This window comes from Candidatus Kuenenia sp. (genome assembly GCF_027493735.1).
GTDB lineage: Bacteria > Planctomycetota > Brocadiia > Brocadiales > Brocadiaceae > Kuenenia > Kuenenia stuttgartiensis_A.
The window spans coordinates 262005-279810 of record NZ_JAOSKF010000012.1 but is presented as its reverse complement, the minus strand read 5'-3'; the positions used below and the strand labels follow the sequence as shown (position 1 = coordinate 279810).

Annotated in this window: 18 protein-coding genes; 14 read left to right on the top strand and 4 right to left on the bottom strand. The window is 40.6% G+C overall.

Features of this window, described 5'->3' with window-relative positions:
• The first annotated feature begins 469 nt into the window (after window positions 1–469).
• The 9 genes from M5U24_RS07850 to M5U24_RS07810 all read left to right on the top strand — a co-directional run bounded on the left by M5U24_RS07850 (window position 470) and on the right by M5U24_RS07810 (window position 8074).
• A complete protein-coding gene (locus M5U24_RS07850) occupies window positions 470–679 on the top strand; it encodes a DUF2281 domain-containing protein (RefSeq protein ID WP_164994845.1) in 210 nt (69 codons plus the stop codon).
• Window positions 679–1059 carry a PIN domain-containing protein gene (locus M5U24_RS07845; protein ID WP_164994844.1) on the top strand — a complete coding sequence of 127 codons (381 nt, stop codon included), beginning with the start codon at window positions 679–681 and terminating at the stop codon, window positions 1057–1059. Before M5U24_RS07850 ends, M5U24_RS07845 begins: the two co-directional genes overlap by 1 nt.
• A gap of 599 nt (window positions 1060–1658) precedes the next feature.
• Window positions 1659–2003 (top strand): reverse transcriptase N-terminal domain-containing protein, encoded by a 345-nt coding sequence (locus M5U24_RS07840; RefSeq protein ID WP_230405768.1) that lies wholly within the window; start codon window positions 1659–1661, stop codon window positions 2001–2003.
• A 97-nt stretch (window positions 2004–2100) separates the two neighbouring features.
• Complete coding sequence (sugE, locus tag M5U24_RS07835) at window positions 2101–2520, top strand: quaternary ammonium compound efflux SMR transporter SugE (protein ID WP_298202067.1); 420 nt, start codon at window positions 2101–2103, stop codon at window positions 2518–2520.
• A 154-nt stretch (window positions 2521–2674) separates the two neighbouring features.
• Window positions 2675–2875 carry a hypothetical protein gene (locus M5U24_RS07830; RefSeq protein WP_099324031.1) on the top strand — a complete coding sequence of 67 codons (201 nt, stop codon included), beginning with the start codon at window positions 2675–2677 and terminating at the stop codon, window positions 2873–2875.
• Window positions 2876–3297: 422 nt separating this feature from the next.
• Window positions 3298–3774 (top strand): general glycosylation pathway protein, encoded by a 477-nt coding sequence (locus tag M5U24_RS07825; protein WP_169703826.1) that lies wholly within the window; start codon window positions 3298–3300, stop codon window positions 3772–3774.
• 278 nt (window positions 3775–4052) lie between these two features.
• Window positions 4053–5675, top strand: a complete 1623-nt coding sequence (locus M5U24_RS07820) for an NADP-dependent glyceraldehyde-3-phosphate dehydrogenase (protein WP_099324032.1) — start codon at window positions 4053–4055, stop codon at window positions 5673–5675.
• 41 nt (window positions 5676–5716) lie between these two features.
• Entirely contained in the window at window positions 5717–5989 is a 273-nt protein-coding gene (locus tag M5U24_RS07815; protein ID WP_099324033.1) for a HigA family addiction module antitoxin, read from the top strand.
• 1131 nt (window positions 5990–7120) lie between these two features.
• A complete protein-coding gene (locus tag M5U24_RS07810) occupies window positions 7121–8074 on the top strand; it encodes a class I SAM-dependent rRNA methyltransferase (RefSeq protein ID WP_164994843.1) in 954 nt (317 codons plus the stop codon).
• Between the two features lie 147 nt (window positions 8075–8221).
• On the opposite strand, the gene M5U24_RS07805 is transcribed toward M5U24_RS07810, so the two are convergent.
• Window positions 8222–8536, bottom strand: coding sequence for a hypothetical protein (locus M5U24_RS07805; protein WP_099324036.1), 315 nt, complete (start codon window positions 8534–8536; stop codon window positions 8222–8224).
• Between the two features lie 367 nt (window positions 8537–8903).
• Between M5U24_RS07805 and M5U24_RS07800 the strand changes: the two genes are divergently transcribed.
• The 3 genes from M5U24_RS07800 (at window position 8904) to M5U24_RS07790 (ending at window position 11656) form a co-directional block, all read left to right on the top strand.
• Window positions 8904–9497: a CsgG/HfaB family protein gene (locus M5U24_RS07800; protein WP_099324038.1), complete on the top strand. Its 594-nt coding sequence runs from the start codon at window positions 8904–8906 to the stop codon at window positions 9495–9497.
• Window positions 9498–9616: 119 nt separating this feature from the next.
• Complete coding sequence (locus M5U24_RS07795; protein ID WP_157820351.1) at window positions 9617–10576, top strand: hypothetical protein; 960 nt, start codon at window positions 9617–9619, stop codon at window positions 10574–10576.
• A gap of 72 nt (window positions 10577–10648) precedes the next feature.
• Complete coding sequence (locus tag M5U24_RS07790) at window positions 10649–11656, top strand: aspartate-semialdehyde dehydrogenase (RefSeq protein ID WP_099326959.1); 1008 nt, start codon at window positions 10649–10651, stop codon at window positions 11654–11656.
• Window positions 11657–11802: 146 nt separating this feature from the next.
• On the opposite strand, the gene M5U24_RS07785 is transcribed toward M5U24_RS07790, so the two are convergent.
• From M5U24_RS07785 to M5U24_RS07775, 3 genes are all read right to left on the bottom strand, one after another.
• Complete coding sequence (locus M5U24_RS07785) at window positions 11803–14994, bottom strand: EAL domain-containing protein (protein WP_169703825.1); 3192 nt, start codon at window positions 14992–14994, stop codon at window positions 11803–11805.
• 114 nt (window positions 14995–15108) lie between these two features.
• Entirely contained in the window at window positions 15109–15339 is a 231-nt protein-coding gene (locus M5U24_RS07780) for a hypothetical protein (protein WP_099324040.1), read from the bottom strand.
• Between the two features lie 109 nt (window positions 15340–15448).
• A complete protein-coding gene (locus tag M5U24_RS07775) occupies window positions 15449–15700 on the bottom strand; it encodes a PilZ domain-containing protein (RefSeq protein WP_099324041.1) in 252 nt (83 codons plus the stop codon).
• Window positions 15701–16169: 469 nt separating this feature from the next.
• On the opposite strand from M5U24_RS07775, the gene M5U24_RS07770 reads away from it, so the two are divergent.
• Both M5U24_RS07770 and M5U24_RS07765 read left to right on the top strand, forming a co-directional pair.
• Entirely contained in the window at window positions 16170–17027 is an 858-nt protein-coding gene (locus tag M5U24_RS07770) for a hypothetical protein (protein ID WP_099324042.1), read from the top strand.
• Window positions 17028–17053: 26 nt separating this feature from the next.
• Window positions 17054–17758: a tetratricopeptide repeat protein gene (locus M5U24_RS07765; RefSeq protein WP_157820352.1), complete on the top strand. Its 705-nt coding sequence runs from the start codon at window positions 17054–17056 to the stop codon at window positions 17756–17758.
• Window positions 17759–17806 lie beyond the last annotated feature (48 nt).

Genomic DNA, 17806 nt, shown 5'->3' with positions numbered 1-17806 from the left:
TTTCACTTGCCTCCAAAGGTATCTCCGACTCACTATGGCGTTGGATAAAGAGAAGGCATTCCAATAAAAGCTGCAGGTGGATAGAAAAGAGATATTTTAACCATCCGGAGCGGAAATGGGGCTTTTGCTGTACTATTAAAGAGAGAAGTGGTAAAAGTAAACTTCTTGAATTGATTAAACCCTCATACATAAAACTTGTCAGATATATAAAGATAAAGGTAGAAACCAACCCATTTAATCCTAAATATTCTGACTATTTTACCATGAGGAAAACTTACAGCAACATACGTCCAGTAAACTAACAATTAACTGACGGGTCTTAGTAAAATAAGACCTTACAGAGGCTTGAGCCGTATGATGGGAAATTATCTTGTACGGTTCTTAGGGGGCGAGGAAGGCGTAAGCCTTCCAATCTACCCGGTACAAAAAATAAAAGATATGATACTTTTCGAAAGTTGGAGGAGATAAGATGGATACTCAATTGATTCAAACTAAATTAGATGAATTATCAGAAGAATTAAAAAGAGAAGTATTAGACTACATTGATTTTTTAATTATGAAACATTATAAGGAAGAAAAAAAGGGGAAATTAACATTTGATTGGGAAGGTGGATTATCAGATTTAAAAGAAAAATATACATCAGTTGAATTGCAGCATAAAGCAATGGAGTGGAGATAATGTACCTTATTGATACAAATATATTTTTAGAGGTATTGCTATCTCAAGAAAGAGTGGATATTTGTAAGAAAATATTAGATTCAAATATTGGCAATCAATATCTTTCAGATTTTTCATTACATTCCATCGGAGTTATTTTATTTAAAAATGGTAAGGAAATTATTTTTCAAAAGTTTTCCGTTGATGTAGTGCCAAAAGTTGAAATTATTACTTTATCAAAAGAATTTTATAAGAATTTGGCTGATGCAAAATTGAATACAGGTTTAGATTTTGATGATGTCTACCAGTTTAAAATTGCTGAAGAATATGGATTGGAAATAATCACAATGGATAAGGATTTTAATAAAGTAAAAGATAAAATAAAAATAACGTTTATTTAAAATATTGCCTAACAAATCAATCCAGCCGACCGCAAAAAGCACGGCGGCTGATTTCTATCGTTGTTTGTGACCCGATGTTGCATAATTGATTGTATAACAAGGAGTTATCATATTGATTATACCGGATGTATTTCCATCTGTACCCTAGGGAGGCATGCTACCATTGCGCTGATGATGGGGTGTGAAGCCCTCCCGACAATGTACCGAAACGGGTAGAAACCGTGAGGTGAAAACCCATCCGGAAATTCCGTCCGGTTAAGGGCTGGGGTTTGGATAATAGGGTGAGATTAATCGAAATACCGTTGACGCATCGCAAACGAGCTACAGACCTACCGGAATTAACAGGTCAAGGACACACTTCCCAGTGCTTGTGTGTGCAGTAAGGATACAGGTCGCTAACGTACCTGCACGAAATCGTAGAACTGCCGGTGTTCAGGTATCACCTAAGTTATCCAATGGTCAATTATGCAGAACGGGGGAATACTGTCATTTCGCCATATGCAACACCATGGCAGGTCAACCGCAAGGCAGACTGATGAAAGGGCAGTACTGAGAAGTTGGAAAAAGCAAATGTCATTCTATAATGGCGTGAATAGGGTATGAAACATGACTTGACTCTAAAAGGTCGGGAATCAAACTTTTCGATTCTGAAAGGAATGCCTACTTCCAACAGGTGTTTCATTGCGGGAAAATTGAAAGAATATTCGGAGGCAGGAACGCAAATGACGGGAATCAATCCTGGTGCTCTTCCCGATGATGCAATAACGTGGCATACCATAAATTGGGATGCTGCAAGGCGTCACGTCAGAAGACTGCAAATGCGTATCGCAAAGGCTGTAAAGGAAGGAAGACCAGGCAAGGTGAAAGCTTTGCAATGGCTCCTTACCCACTCTTTCCACGCCAAGCTCCTGGCTGTTAAAAGAGTGACCTCAAAATCGAGGTAAAACAGTCTGGTTGTCCTACAAGGGCAGCTTATTGAAATACTTGAGCTGTATGGTGGGAAACTATCACGTACAGTTCTTAGGAGGGTATCGGGCAGCAATGCCCGTGACCTATCCGATTCCGTTGAAAGGAAGTGAGGACGACCTCACCGCTCCAATATACATAGGGGACGACCTCAGCATTTGTGAAGGCAAATATATGGCGTGGATCATTCTTGTTATTGCGGGACTGTTTGAGACTGGCTGGGCGATCGGGTTGAAGTACACCGAGGGGTTCACCCGATTGTGGCCTACGGTCTGGACAGTCTTGGCGATGATTATCAGTCTTTGGTTACTGGGCATTGCCTTGAAGTCGCTTCCGATTGGCACCGCTTACGCCATTTTGGTAGGAGTTGGAACCGTCGGAACCGTTGCGCTAGGCATCGTACTGTTTGGAGAATCTACGAATACTGCCCGGCTCATCAGCATTGCTCTGATTATTGCCGGTATCGTCGGGCTTAAGCTTGCGACACCGGCCTAACAACGTGTTCAACCCTGACGAGCAAAAACATCGCTTCTCTCTGCTTTTGCTAGTCGGTTAATATGAACATTACCCCAAAAAACAATACTTCTATTATTCATGTGACGTGCTATACTAATAAAAACAATAACCTTGAATTTGAGGGAAGAACAGTATGTCAACTGTAAGCAAAATCAAAGAAGCGATAGAAACCCTTCCAGAAAATGAGTATGTCCAATTGAGGCAGTGGTTTTTGGAAAAAGACTGGGAAAAATGGGATAATCAGATTTTAGCGGATTCAGAAGCAGGAACGCTGGATCCCCTGATCAAGGAAGCCTTTGAAGAAAAATCGAAGGGAAAGCTTAAAGAACTATAAATGCATCGGACAACAAATCGATCCTGAAAATATTTTGAGAATCTTCCACCACTTGTTCAAAAGAGAGCTAAGAAGAATTTTGAGCTTCTCAAAAAGAACCATTCGCATCCATCTCTTCATTTTAAAAAAGTTGGAGAGCTTTGGTCAGCCAGAGTCGGAATGAATCATAGGACACTTTCTGTTGAAAATGGTAAAGATTATATTTGGGTTTGGATAGGTACTCACGATGAGTACGAGTGTATGATTAATAAAAAGGTCTAACAAGCGCATTAAGCTAACCACCAATACTATATGCGATTTAATATTTATTGAGGCTGCCGCTTCAAGCCTTTCTTGCAAGCATTACGTACAGGCGGTGGTTGCTTATACGAGACATCAGCAGCAAGTATTGGCAATAAATCAATCTGTACATCGGGGTTAATATGAGTGGAATAAAAGATATATCCGACCGAATGGGGCGAGTTGTTTATGGCCTAATTAGTTTAAGCCTAGGGCTTATAAGTTTCGCAATGATGGTGGTTGCCTTATGGGGCATTTGGGTCTCAGTACACGAAAAAACCCTTCTTGAGAAAGCTCTTCTTGATGCAATTGGTTTGATTGTGATTGGAATGGCAGTCTTTGATGTTTCCAAGTTTTTGGCGGAGGAAGAGGTCTTTAACAGTGGTGGCGCGAAATCGCCCACAAAACAGAGAGAGAGCTTATTAAAGTTTCTCGCCATCATTGCCATCGCTGTAAGTCTGGAAGCCCTGGTGTTCATTTTTGATGCCGGGAAAAAAGAAATTAGTAGTTTGATTTATCCAACATTTTTGTTAATCGCTGCGGTTTCGGTGGTGGTCGGTCTTGGTGTGTATCAAAAACTGACTCGGAATGATGGGGATTCATCGCAAAACAACCTATAGTCGCGATGACAGTTCGAATGTAACGGTAGCGTATTTTTGTAGATGGTATATGTTCGATGTTTAAGAGCAAATGCATGGCTACTAACAACTGGGGCAAGTTGACGCCAAAAGACGGCACAACTTACCCAAAACGTTAGTCATATATACTCTAAACGGTTGAGATTTTAACTTTTTACAAAAGACTTAAATTTCACATCCACAAAGCTTTACAGCCGGAATTATGCCAAAAATAAAAGTTAATTTTTAACCCGTTTGGGGTATAGAGAAGGAGAATTGACATGAAAGATATGGCGTTCACCCCAGTGCTTCGCGCGGATCACGCTCTGCCGGAGCAGTATCGCATTTCAAAACCAATGGATCAGCGAGAATACCTCTGCAATGGTACAATCAAGAACTGGACAGGACCACGGCAAGATGTGCTGTCCCCGATCTGCGATATGCACAACGGTACCATTCAGCAGAGACGTATCGGCAGCTATCCTTTGCTCACGGAGCAACAAGCAATCGAGACCCTTGAGGCCGCCTGCCAGGCGTATGATCACGGGCGGGGTACATGGCCAACCATGTCGATTGCGGAACGGATCACGCATGTGAAGGGGTTTACCGGACGGATGAAGGAGCGAAGAGCTGATGTTGTCAAACTTCTGATGTGGGAGATTGGAAAGACACTTCCTGATGCGCAGAAGGAATTCGATAGGACGGTTGACTACATAACGGACACCATTGATGCGCTGAAAGACCTGGATCGTGTTTCATCGCGGTTTGTTATTGAGCAGGGAGTGATCGGCCAGATCCGCCGTGTGCCACTTGGCGTGGTGCTTTGCATGGGGCCTTTCAACTACCCGCTCAATGAAACATTCACAACCCTGATACCTGCCCTCATCATGGGCAATGTGGTTATTTTCAAACCGCCGAAACTAGGCGTCTTACTCCATCACCCACTTCTTGAGGCATTCCGGGATTCCTTCCCCAAAGGCGTGGTTAATACCGTCTATGGTAAAGGGCAGAGAGTTATTGGCCCCATTATGAAATCCGGCAAAGTCGATGTGCTCGCCTTCATTGGGAGCAGCCGGGTTGCCGATATTCTCAAACAGCAACATCCAAAACCGCATCGCCTGCGCTGCGTGCTCGGTCTTGAGGCCAAGAACGCCGGAATTGTCTTGAAGGACGCTGACCTGGACCTCGCTGTGAAAGAATGTGTATTGGGATCTCTCTCCTTCAATGGTCAACGTTGCACAGCCCTCAAGATGCTCTTCGTTCATAAAGAGATTGCCGATGCGTTCATAACGAAGTTCAGCGACGCTGTTGATAGGCTCAAGAGTGGAATGCCGTGGGATGAAGGCGTTCAGATCACGCCGCTGCCTGAACCCAACAAAACGACCTACCTCACGGAACTGATAGAGGACGCTTGCAGCAAAGGAGCACGAGTAGTCAATAAGGATGGCGGCGTCGTAAGGCAGACCTTCATTGTTCCAGCCGTTGTATTCCCCGTAGGCCCTGGCATGAGATTGTTTTCCGAGGAGCAGTTCGGCCCGGTTGTACCGATTGCTACGTTCAGCAACATCGAAGAGCCAATGAACTACGTAATTCAATCAGACTACGGTCAGCAAGTCAGCCTATTCGGGAGCAATACGAATCTTATTGGCGAAATCATAGACACTATGGTGAATCAAGTATGCCGGGTAAACATAAACAGTCAGTGTCAGCGTGGCCCTGACACATTTCCCTTCACAGGCAGGAAGGATTCCGCAGAAGGAACGCTATCCGTTTCGGATGCGCTGAGGGTCTTTACCATTCGGACGCTTGTAGCAGCGAAAGAGACCGAAGCAAACAGGCAAATCCTAAAGACCATTGTCACGGAGCGGAAATCACGATTTCTCTCGACGGACTTTATCCTCTGATCAATACGGGTCGATTTTGAACAATATCATTGAGATAAATCATGATAGAATATTACACTAAACGTCCTTTAAATCGCCCACCGATTCATCCCGGTGAAATTCTGTGTGAAGATGTGCTTTCAGCGCTTGGAATTTCTATAAGCGAAGCCGCACGAAAATCAGGTATTTCCAGACAACAGTTGCACCGTGTCCTATCCTGCACTCATCCCATTACAACGGAGATGACGCTTAGTATCGGAAAGTTTGCCGGCAACAGCCATGGGCTTTGGTTGCGCATGCAGCAAGCATATGATTTGTGGTATGCGCAACAATGAATGAAAGACGGGCTAGCTGAAATTGGGACAGTTGTATCGGCAGATTCCGGCTCCTAACCATGCTCTTGCAGCGGATAGCAAAAAACCGCACCTGCTGAATAACAGTGTTAGATCAATACCACGTACAAAAGAATAATTCTTTTTTACAACGGAGCAGAAAGCGGACATCATGACTTCAAATATTCCCTTTATTGAGGAGATGCTATTTACAAGGAAAATGCTCCCTACACGAAGCTTCGCTTACTTGCTAAATGGAAGCGAAAACTTCCAATGCAATTACGTTCCCAAGCCGGGGGTGCATTCCCGATTTTTTGTAAATATAGTCAAAAAACAAGGTTTTCGGAAGATGAATAATAAAATTTATTGCAAGGGTGGTACGGGCATTCCTGCCTGTATTCTGCACAGGCAAAATGCCTGTGCCACCCGTATAGACAGGCAGCTTGTGTATTAAATATCACAAGCAGTCATCATGTTTCATTCGCAACACCCAGAAACGATGAAAATGGGTTTATAGCCATATCGTGTGGTAGTATCTGTGCCTAAACTATTTTTTGTAGTCTTACTTCCGAGTTGGAAACATCTGGCATTTCTGTTTCTGTACCGATTCAAATGTATAATGGCCATCCAAAAGGTATCAGCTTGTAATCGCGAGGGTCTTTTTCAGCTCGTCATTGCGAGGGTCTTTTCTGAAGCAATCAATATACTACGAGATATTTCGTGACGTAAGAAACGCCATATCGCGGGAGAAACAAATTAAGGGTGGCTCAAGGGCTAAAAAAACAGAATTAATTAATGGAATGAATGCAGGGGTCTATGACGGTTTATGAGATTGCTTCGGAAAAAGACCCTCGCAATGACAAGCTGATGCCTCGTAATGACAAGCTGATACCCTTGTAATGACAAAATAAGTCTCAGTCATCATGTTGTATTAGCAACACCCAGAAACGAGAAAAATGGGTTTATAGCCATATCGTGTTGTAGTATTTGTACTTAAACTATTTTTTATAGTCTTATTTTCGAGCCAGGATGCTTGTGTTACATTGTGCAGATAATTACAAAAAATCGGGAATGCACCCCAAGCCGGAGTTTGGAAGTAAGCATTTTTATTTTTTCAATATTTCTTTTTAAAAAATGACAATAACATACATATATAAAACAATAGAAAAGGCATTGTCTTTCAGAAAAGGTTACATAGATAACGCTCATACCAATGTGTATCGTTTACTAAATTCTTATGGCGACAATCTGCCGGAGGCAACGATTGATATCTATGACAACACTGTCCTTGTGCAATATTTTAAAACACACGAAGACCGCACAAAAAAGGAAATTTATGAAGCGGTACAAAAACTAATATCTCCCGAATGTATAATAGAAAAGGAAAGATTAAAGGGAAGAGACGTTGTCACCCGCTTAATATCGGGGAAAGAAATCCCAGATAATTATGTTGTCATTGAAAATGGAATACAGTTTTGCACTTCTTTTAATGATGGAGGCGGAACCGGGCTATATTTAGACCAGCGGGATAACAGGAAAAAGGTGCAATCTTTTGCTCGCGGCAAAGAGATTTTGAACTGTTTTTGTTATACATCGTCATTTTCCGTTTACGCATGCGCAGGAGGTGCAGCAAAAACAACAAATATCGATCTATCCGGAAAGGCAATAGCGTGGAGCAAAAATAATTACGTATTGAATCAAATTGATGTCAATAATCATGATTTTATTGCCGGAGACGTGTGGGAATATTTTAAAATATTCCAAAAAAGGGGGAAAGAATTTGATGTGATAATTCTAGACCCGCCCAGCTTCTCTACAAGCAAGTCGAGGACATTTACTGTGGAAAAAGATTTTCCTGAATTGGTTGGTTTGGGACTCAACATTCTTAGAGAAAACGGAATCCTTGTATTTTCAACAAATATTGCCAAAATGACTCTATCGAGGCTATTTCAGTCGTTGCCAAAAATTAAGTCCCATACTAAGAAGTTATTTAAAGTCATTAATGTTTCATCGCAGGGACTTGATTTTCCTGTTGATGGCATTTATGTAAATGAACCCTACTTGAAATTTATTATGTTCTCCTGTTAACCATTGACCGTAACAGGAAAACCATGGAAAAGTATGACATATTCAAGGGGTTCACAAAATGTGATTTTAGAAATGTTATAACTATTTATATCAACAAAAGTTTAAATCTAATTTAGAAATCTCTATTTATGAACCCTTACAGTATAATCACTGTTTTTTGTTTTTCTTTTTAATAAGATACGTGGAATACAGAGAAACGCCCAGCAATATGATTATACCCGATATGCCAAAGTATATCCTTTTGTCAAATCCTTTTTTCAGGTCCTGCAAAGTAAGGTCATGGCGAGGAGAATACTTTTCCATGTGAAAATCATCCCGTTTTGTAAACCCCAATGTGCTATCAGGAATTTCTTTGGTAAAACTAGGTTTTTTCACCATCGGTGGAACGACAAAAAATATAATGCCAATCAAAAAAGTAATACCAAAAACAATATACATTAATACATTATTTTTTTGCTTCATTATATATCACTCTCCTATTTTCTCTATAAATTATACTCATTTCCCAAAATACTATTGTACCGCCGACGAAAATTAATTCTATAAATAAACCGGAGGTTGTCAATATAATAAAGGGAATGGTTCCGCCCCTTCCTCTAAACCATAACAAGAATGAGATGTAACATCCATCAACTCTTAGGAGATGCTTTAGTTGGCCGGGTTTATTGCCCGAAAATCCCGGCGGGTTTGTAACGTGATCCGGCAAATGTATCGTGACTTCCGTCCATCTAAATAGGTATTGCCGTGTTCATTGTAAACATTGTATATTTTATTATCGGCAAAAGTCCTTTTTATTTTTTAATCAAATCGATTCATATGAGGAGGTTTTGTGAACAAATCGACCGTAATTATTGCCTTTATCATTTGTCTTCTGTGTTTTGGCTGCAAAACAATTTCTAAAACAAATATTATTGTCGATAGCAATGATGCTTCCCGCAGTATAAAAACCATTGCCGTTATGCATTTTAACGACCAATTACTGCCAAAAAAGGGAGTAACAGGCACATTGGTAAAAACGATCAGCACTGCAAATGCAGGTGAGATGCTTGCCTCTATAATGTCACGGGAACTTTCAGGGTTGGGCATATACGAGGTTCGCTCCCGTACAGACATTGCCAAAATTATCAACAAATCGAAGGCCAATGAAAAAGAACTTGTAGAGCGCAGAGATTATGATCGTTTGGGAAAACTGCTGGGCGTGGACTCGGTGGTCATCGGAAAAATTTTAGAATTTAAACTATCAAGCTCCTTAATCTATGAGCGGGGTACGGTTTCTTTTGTGGCCGAGTGCATTGATACAAAGAATGGTAACATTCTTTGGACTATTGATGTAAATGAAAGCGCCGCTTACGAAGATGAGATTGAATTGGCCGGCAAAGCTATGCGAACAGCCATTGAAAAACTAAAAAAAGAGCTAAGGTAGAATATCATAAAAACCTCAACTTATTCAGAAGTTACATTGAAAACAACTAGAGTATTTGTTTCCTTTTTGACTTTCGTTTGTGAAGCTATATAATACTGCAAAAATTGAGGGTTTTTTAAATGACAATAATTGCCGGTATTGATGAAGCGGGATACGGACCAGTGCTTGGCCCCTTGGTAATCAGTGTTGTGGCACTTGACGTACCTGACGACAAAGCTAATTGTTCATTATGGGATTTGTTAAAAGATGCTATTTCTGATGGACTTCATGGCAGAAAACAACGGCTGGCGGTATGTGACAGCAAAAAACTGTACAGCACACGAAACGGCGTTAAACCGTTGGAAGATGCGGTTCTGTCATTTTTGGGAGTAAAGGGTGTTAAAATTGCCTCTTTTTATCAGTTATTGAATTCCTTATCATGTTTCGACAGGGAAGTAATAGATGGTTATCCCTGGTACACTCAAAAAGATTATGCATTGCCTTTCGCCACAAGCGAGGCTGTTTTTGTAAATTATATTGATTTGCTGCAGCACAGCCTTGCAAAACACGGTATCAGATTTTCTCATGCGGCAAGCTGTGTTGTTGCCGTTCGCGAGTTCAATGAACAAGTGCGGTCATGCGGGAACAAATCTACTGTTTTATTCAATAATAGTATCAAACATGTGGCAAAGTTGCTGAAAGAAAGCAATGGCAATGTAGAATTGCTCATCGATAAACAGGGCGGACGAAATACGTATTCACATTTACTGCAAAAATATTTTCCGGGAAAAGAGATAAAGATTTTGGGAGAAAGCAGTGAAGTTTCTTCATATGTAATAAGCGGGAAAAAACGGAGTATAAAAATATCTTTTGCGGAAAAAGGGGAAACCGTAAGCCTTGCGGCTGCCCTTGCTTCGATATTCAGCAAATACATCAGGGAATTGTTTATGGTTTTAGAAAATCGGTATTGGCTTCAATTGCTGCCGGGCCTGAAGCCAACGGCAGGATATTATACGGACGCACAAAGGTATTTATCGCAAATAGAACAGGTGAGACGGGAAAAAGGTATTTGCGATGACATTCTTATAAGAATAAAATAGGGCGCGTGTTTTACATTTTATCAAACGGGAAATGGCCGTTTGCAGGAACCGGGAAAGGAGTTAGAAGCAAAAATGTCTGTTAACATTGCAATAGTCGGGGCTACAGGCGCAGTTGGCAAGGAATTTTTAAGCATTCTGGAAAGCAGGAAATTTCCGTTGAATGAACTGAGATTGTTGGCGTCAGGGCGCTCGGCGGGAAAAAAAATACTGTTTTGCGGAAAAGATTACATCGTGCAGGAATTAACAAAAAATTCATTTAAAGGCATTAAGATTGCCCTTTTCAGCGCCGGCGCGGATATCAGCAAGGAATATGCGCCTTATGCCATTGAAAGCGGCGCTGTCTGTGTGGATAATTCCAGCGCGTTTCGAATGGATGATGACGTCCCTCTGGTAGTGCCGGAAGTAAACCCATACGATATTCCGAAACATCATGGTATAATTGCGAATCCCAATTGTTCAACAATTCAAATGGTGGTTGCGTTAAAACCTATCCATGACGCCGTAAAAATCAAAAGAGTGGTGGTCTCTACCTATCAGGCGGTATCAGGCGCGGGCCTGAAGGCGATTGATGAGCTTAAAAAGGAGGCAATGAGTATTTTAGAAGGCAAAGAGGGTTTTCAGCGAAAATTATTTCCTCATCAAATAGCATTTAACGTGCTTCCTCAAATTCCCCAGAGCAAAGCATTTTTACCCAATGGCTATACTTCGGAAGAAATGAAGATGGTGAATGAGACCCAGAAGATCATGGGAGACCATTCGATTCGGGTAACTGCGACAACGGTGCGGGTGCCGGTTATTCGCGGCCATAGCGAGTCGGTAAATATAGAAACGGTGAAAAAAATAACGGCAGCGGAGGTGAAAAGACTCCTTTCCACGGCGCCTGGGGTTAAGGTAATCGACGACCCTGCCAATCAGCTCTATCCATTAGCCTCAGAAACGGCAGGAAGGGATGAAGTCTTTGTGGGGCGTATTCGCGAAGACATATCCATTGACAATGGCATCGATATGTGGATTGTAAGTGATAATATTCGCAAGGGCGCCGCCCTCAACGCAATTCAGATTGCAGAGAAGTTGTTGTAATGATTTTAATCTTTTGAGAAAACAGGCAAATGTCCGGAATCCCATAAGCGCCAGGTTGTTTTTGATATTTTTTACACGGAGGCCAATATCGGCAGTCGGCAATCTACAGTCAGCAATCGGCAAATTGTAGACTGTAGACTGTGGCGCTAATTAAATACTTCACTAACTGACCGTGGTTTACCGATGTAATTTCCCTGTGCGTAATTTACCCCTAATTTACGCAGCAATTGCAGTGTATCCCCGGAGTCTGCAAATTCCGCAACAGTTCTTTTTTTTAAACCATGCGCCAACTCAACTATTGCCTTTACCATGTGCTGATCTACCGGATTGTTTGGCAAGTCATTAATAAAGCTGCCGTCAATCTTTAAATAATCAACCGTTAAATGCCTGAGATAATTGAAAGAAGAAAATCCACTGCCAAAATCATCAAGAGAAAAGCGACAATCCATATGCTTAAGCGCTGCAAGAAAGTCCTGCGCTGCAATCATATTTTCCATCATAGCTGTTTCGGTCATCTCAAAAACAATACTTCCCGGCTTAGTGCCACTGGTATTAAACTGATGCTTTATGATCCCTAACAATTCGGTATCGGCAAATGCCTTGCCGGAAAGATTAATATCAAGGAATATACCTCTGTCAGAAAATTGCTGCTCCGCAGCAAGACGGATAGCGCTACAAACGACCCAGCGGTCGATATCACGGATAAGTCCAAAACGTTCTGCAATACTAAGAAATTCTGCGGGGAATATCAATTCATCTTTCTCGCCAAGCATGCGTAGTAATGCCTCATATCCGATAATATTTTTATTTGACAGATCAATCACGGGTTGTAAATGTAATACAAAACGGTCATTGTCCAATGCATTCCTGATCCTCTTTTCCCAGTTTATTTGGGCTTCAATATGTGTTTTTTGTTCCTGGGAAAACACGCAAAACCGGTTACGCCCGCTCTCTTTTGCACGATACATTGCTAAATCAGCATTAACAAGCAATGTTTCAGCATCACGTCCATGTTCGGGGAATATCACAATGCCAATGCTAAACGTCACTTTAGAATGCTCAAAGGTATGTTCTCTGGTCAATTCAAGAATTTCGTTTGCAATTAATCCGGCTTTCTCCCTGTCAGTATAAGGCAATAGTATGGCGAATTCATCTCCGCCAAATCTGGCAAAAATATCGGTATCACGTAAACGGGAACGAAGCATTTCTGCCAGGCGAATAAGAAGTTCGTCTCCAGCCTGGTGTCCGAGGGTATCGTTTACGTATTTAAAATTATCAAGATCGAGAAACAGGAGCGCCCCGGTTGCCCCATACCGTAAGGTCTGGGCAATCCAATACTGCAATTCCTCCTGAAAACGCCTGCGATTAAAGAGATTTGTCAGGGGATCCCGGGTTGCCATGTTCAAAAGTTGGGTCTCGAATTTCTTATGTTCTGTAATATCTTCTTTAATCGCAAGATAATTGGTCACATGACCCTTGTGATTTCTTATGGGGGAAATATGCACGTGTTCCCAGTACAATTCTCCCGTCTTCTTTTTATTCAACAGCTCGCCTTGCCATTCCTTACCCGAAATAATGGTATTCCATAAATTCCTGTATGTTTCATTTGATGTTTTCCCCGATTTTAACATCCGCGGGGTTCGCCCAATAATTTCATCCCCGGTATATCCTGTTAGTTCGGCAAGCTTTGGGTTAACGTATTCAATAATCCCCTCCTTGTCGGTAATAAGAATTGATGCCGGACTTTGTTCTACTACCTGTGACAATTTGCGAATCCTTTCGTCCGCTCTTTTCCGCTCAATCAAACGCCCGAGCTGTAGGGCAAGATTATCCACTACTTCAAAGAATATTGCCTGTGGTTTTTCTTCTTTTCGTGAGAAAAACTCAAATATATACAGTATCTTATCACCTTCTTTTATGGGAAACGCAAATGCTCCCCGTACTCCAATAGCAGCACTTTTTACAATGGCGTGTTGCGCTCTGATACAATTACTATCTTTGGTAACATCCGGAATCCATTCCATTTTCCTGCTGCTAAAGACCTTCCCCGGCAAATCTTCTCCTGGTTTTAAAATAGTATTCTCACCTATCTTTCTCAACAGACTGAACTCTTTGGTGTTTTCAAAATACCATAGCCTTGTAGATTCCAGCCTTATTGCACCATTTACCGTATATATTACCTTACAAATATGACCGACGGGCCATCCTAAATATCTGCACATTTTTTTAAGATATAATCTCATAGTACTGTCAACGGTCAACAAATCATGCGCAGTATCAAACACTTCGTTAATTAATTGCAGGATGGCCTGTTTTTTTCTTTTCTCATCGTCTTTTTTTCTCCGTTCACTAATATCGCGAAAAATAGCAATGATATGTATTTGTCTCCCTATTTGTAGTGTTGAAAATGAAGCCTCCAGAGGGAATTCACTCTTGTTTTTTTTAACGCCTGTAATCTCAATTGTTTCATTAATAATGCACCCCGCTTTAATATTGTTAAAAAAACGCATCTCTGGTTCTGTGTGTTCTGCGCCGCCGATAACGTTGAGGATATTTTTCCCTTTCATTTCTTCTTCCGAATATCCAAATATTTTTTCGGCAGCAGGATTCCAATGCGTAATATGCCCGTTCTCATTTAATACAACAATTCCATCATTTATCACGGACGCTAAATTTGCAAATTTTAGCTCATTTTCCTCTAGTCCGATGTTTTCACCCTCAGAATCTAACAACTGCCTTTCAAGTTTCCTGATTAAATATTCGTTATAATTCCGGCAAAATTCCGTTTCATCTTTTCCGGAAAATGCACTGATAGGGTGTGGAAGATATTTTTTATACCCGTTCAATGTGCTCATCACGGCATCAATAAAAATATCAGCAGGCATCGGTTTCACTAATAATCTATCCGCCCCTAAACTCATGGCATATTCCCTGGCCCTTCTCCCGGTAAATGCCGTAGTGTAAAAGATAAAAGGGATATTTCTCAAATATTTATTTGTTTTACATTTCCGGCAGAATTGAAAACCATCCATATGTGGCATAAGAATATCACAAATTATTAAATCAAACCTGTTATTTTGCAACGTCTCAAATGCCGTCAATCCATTTGTAGCAGAAGTGACTTCTCCGCCGTGCTTTTCCAGCATACGTTCCAGAAAGCGCAAGTCATCTTCTGAATAATTAGCGATAAGTATCTTCATGGTAGTATCGGTTTTTAAATAATGTGCCTTTGCAGCTTCAGGTTTACAACGCAAACCCATACAGTTTATACGGGTAATTGCGCCATATATCTCCTCTTTATCAAAAGTAAGGGCGAAACATTTGCTGCAAATTGGCATAAATGCGTTCATGCCCAAACTGGCAAATGCTTCGCCCCTACACTATGCGGCAGACACCGGTATTATTGGAATTTCTCTAAAAACTAAATTGTTATCAAAAAATTATCCCCGTTTTTAAAAAAGCGTCTTGTTCCCGATGTGGCACTTTTTCTTTCTTAGCCGGCGCACAATGACAAGTACCATCCCCACAATGAGAAAATACAAACATTTTGCAATATCCGATTGAACAAATCCCCCTCCGCCATTTTCATATCCGGCATATACAACACCTCCACATGCAAATAAAACCAAAATTACTATCACCACAGTAGATTTTAATTGTATAAGAAGCTTTTTCTTTTCCATAATTATCTAGTCCTTTCCCTGGCATAAAAACCTATAATTAATCTTGTGAACAATTCCATACATCAGCCTTCTTCATATACTTACGGACGAGAAGATATGTGCCTTCATTTTATTCTTGAATCCATTTCACCATTGTCAGGACAGGCTTGCTTTCTTCATGTGAGTCCACAACCGGAATACGAACAACAATAGCAAAACCCTGTTGTGGTGCTTTCGCCCTAGTCCTGATTTTCATTCCCTTACGGCTCACATCTATAATTTCAGTCTCATGAAGCAATGTCCTTGAATAATCACGGACTTTTACCAGCCATGACAAATAACTACGCTTACTTTTCCGCTTTTCTAATGTTTTGCACTTCATACGGTTAATTTATACAATTTTGAAGTTATGTAAATACCCTAAAAAGAGTACATCCCTACGGATACGCCCATAAGTATGTGTAAGGCAGAAGGCGGAAAAAAATTGCCATAAACAACCTACATTTTATAGACTTATTTCAACAAGTAAATACCCTAAAAAGGATATACCCTTTTGGGTCTATAGATAGCATTTGAAGTAATGGTGTAAATGCTATTTAATTCACTCCCTTACCCTTTAGTAGTTGTTTAAATGAGAAATAGATTGTATTATTTATCTGTTCTGAAATGATAAAACATTGCTTAAACACAGAGTCACAACTGGGAATGAAAATGACGTTTCGACCACTGGTGAGATTACAGATTTAATGTAGAGACACATGCAACCGGAACCAAACAAGCAAAAAATAGAAAATACGAAATTCCAAAGTACGAAATGCGAGAACGGAAATTTATTTTAGGACGAAAAACAAATGACCGGAAAAAATAACCAATTGTTAGAACCATCAAAATATCCTCACCCTCATACCCGTACAAAATCATGGCATCGGATGGTTGCAAATTTCTGCATTTTTTTTCTGGTAATATCCTTAGTCATGCTTTATTTCAGCTATACCGGCAAGCCGCAAGCCGGCCTTTTAGAAATAGGTATTTCCGCTTTTCTTTTTTGCATATTGTTCCATCTCGTCATGAAGTTCTTCCCGCTAATATCTAAGATTATTACCTCACTGCTAATAATTGGATTTGCCGTCTCGCTAGTCTGTATAAACTATCATTTTTTAAAGGTGGAAAAAAAGGATGCGTCCATTGAGGAACTATTGGTGGGTGATTTATTTGTAAATAAAATCATGAAAACATTCAGGAAAGAACCTGTCTCGCCCGCGTTAAAAGGCGGAGTACCAGAACAAATTTTTGCACAAACGGATAGCGTCCCATTAGCAATACCATCCCTTGATCAACTAAAAATGACATTATCCAATCCGATATCCTCGAAGTTTACATCAAAATACAGCGTTGCTCTTTCGCCCGCTATGAAAGAAGGAACACTATTTTTAAAGGCATCATATAAGGGAGATATTGACAGCAAATACATTCTGCCAGGCATTTCCGGCATTCTTGCCGCTACAACAGAAAGCGGCCCCCCTATGTATGAACCTATTGACAAAGGTGATTTCGTCTCTTTCTCTCTTTCTGCATGTAATAAGGAAAAACTCCTTACTGCATCAGATATGCGTATCATTCAACTGCCAATATCTATAGGCGTCGGCGCAGCAACTCATGAAATAAAACTATGCAACCCTATAAGAGAAAACCGTGTGCCAATCGATTAAATTATACATACAGAAAGGAACAAGCCATGAAAACAACTATTATTACAATTATTATTGTTTTTGCTTTAACAACAATCAGTTATTGCCAGAACAAAGAACAGGAAGACCCTACAGATGCTTCCATCAATGCCTTTAAACAGGCAATTGCAGCAAATCCGGAATTTGTTGAGGCGCATTATAACCTTGGAGTGCTTTATGATGAAAAGGGCATGACCGAAGAAGCTATTGGTGCGTATATTAAAACAATCGAAACAGATGCGAATTTTGTGAAGGCGTATAATAATCTTAGTGTAATTTATTACAAACTGAAGCAGACGGACAAGGCGATTGAAACCATAAAAAAGGCCATTGCCATATCGCCAAAGTATTCAGAAGCGCTCTATAACCTTGGAATTTATTATTATGAGAAAACACAATACAATGAAGCGATAAAGGCTTTTAAAGATGCCGTAAAACGAAACACAAGGTTTGACATGGGCTTTTATAATTTAGGAGTCGCTTACGCGGCTATTGATGCCACAGATGAATCTATTGCCGCATTTAAACGGGTGATAGAACTGAATCCTAAATACCCTGACGCATACTATAATCTGGGTGTTGCTTATTCAAAGAAGAATCAGTTTGATGAGGCAATTCAACTGCTTAAAAAAGCTTTGGAAATCAACCCGAAAGACTCGAAGACGCATTTTGCCCTGGGAATCATTTATACGGTCAAAGATAAGGCAAAATAATCTTTTGCGGCATGAATAGTAAGAATACCGTACCACAATGGCGGGCCT

Excerpts from the sequence above, each read along its gene's own strand:
- M5U24_RS07810 (WP_164994843.1), top strand. The coding sequence starts at position 7,121 with ATGACAATAACATACATATATAAAACAATAGAAAAGGCATTGTCTTTC.
- M5U24_RS07780 (WP_099324040.1), bottom strand. The coding sequence starts at position 15,339 with ATGGAAAAGAAAAAGCTTCTTATACAATTAAAATCTACTGTGGTGATA.
- M5U24_RS07795 (WP_157820351.1), top strand. The coding sequence starts at position 9,617 with ATGACAATAATTGCCGGTATTGATGAAGCGGGATACGGACCAGTGCTT.
- M5U24_RS07805 (WP_099324036.1), bottom strand. The coding sequence starts at position 8,536 with ATGAAGCAAAAAAATAATGTATTAATGTATATTGTTTTTGGTATTACT.
- M5U24_RS07770 (WP_099324042.1), top strand. The coding sequence starts at position 16,170 with ATGACCGGAAAAAATAACCAATTGTTAGAACCATCAAAATATCCTCAC.
- M5U24_RS07765 (WP_157820352.1), top strand. The coding sequence starts at position 17,054 with ATGAAAACAACTATTATTACAATTATTATTGTTTTTGCTTTAACAACA.
- M5U24_RS07845 (WP_164994844.1), top strand. The coding sequence starts at position 679 with ATGTACCTTATTGATACAAATATATTTTTAGAGGTATTGCTATCTCAA.
- M5U24_RS07830 (WP_099324031.1), top strand. The coding sequence starts at position 2,675 with ATGTCAACTGTAAGCAAAATCAAAGAAGCGATAGAAACCCTTCCAGAA.
- M5U24_RS07775 (WP_099324041.1), bottom strand. The coding sequence starts at position 15,700 with ATGAAGTGCAAAACATTAGAAAAGCGGAAAAGTAAGCGTAGTTATTTG.
- M5U24_RS07850 (WP_164994845.1), top strand. The coding sequence starts at position 470 with ATGGATACTCAATTGATTCAAACTAAATTAGATGAATTATCAGAAGAA.
- M5U24_RS07815 (WP_099324033.1), top strand. The coding sequence starts at position 5,717 with ATGATAGAATATTACACTAAACGTCCTTTAAATCGCCCACCGATTCAT.
- M5U24_RS07785 (WP_169703825.1), bottom strand. The coding sequence starts at position 14,994 with ATGCCAATTTGCAGCAAATGTTTCGCCCTTACTTTTGATAAAGAGGAG.
- M5U24_RS07820 (WP_099324032.1), top strand. The coding sequence starts at position 4,053 with ATGAAAGATATGGCGTTCACCCCAGTGCTTCGCGCGGATCACGCTCTG.
- M5U24_RS07790 (WP_099326959.1), top strand. The coding sequence starts at position 10,649 with ATGTCTGTTAACATTGCAATAGTCGGGGCTACAGGCGCAGTTGGCAAG.
- sugE (WP_298202067.1), top strand. The coding sequence starts at position 2,101 with ATGCCCGTGACCTATCCGATTCCGTTGAAAGGAAGTGAGGACGACCTC.
- M5U24_RS07825 (WP_169703826.1), top strand. The coding sequence starts at position 3,298 with ATGAGTGGAATAAAAGATATATCCGACCGAATGGGGCGAGTTGTTTAT.
- M5U24_RS07840 (WP_230405768.1), top strand. The coding sequence starts at position 1,659 with ATGAAACATGACTTGACTCTAAAAGGTCGGGAATCAAACTTTTCGATT.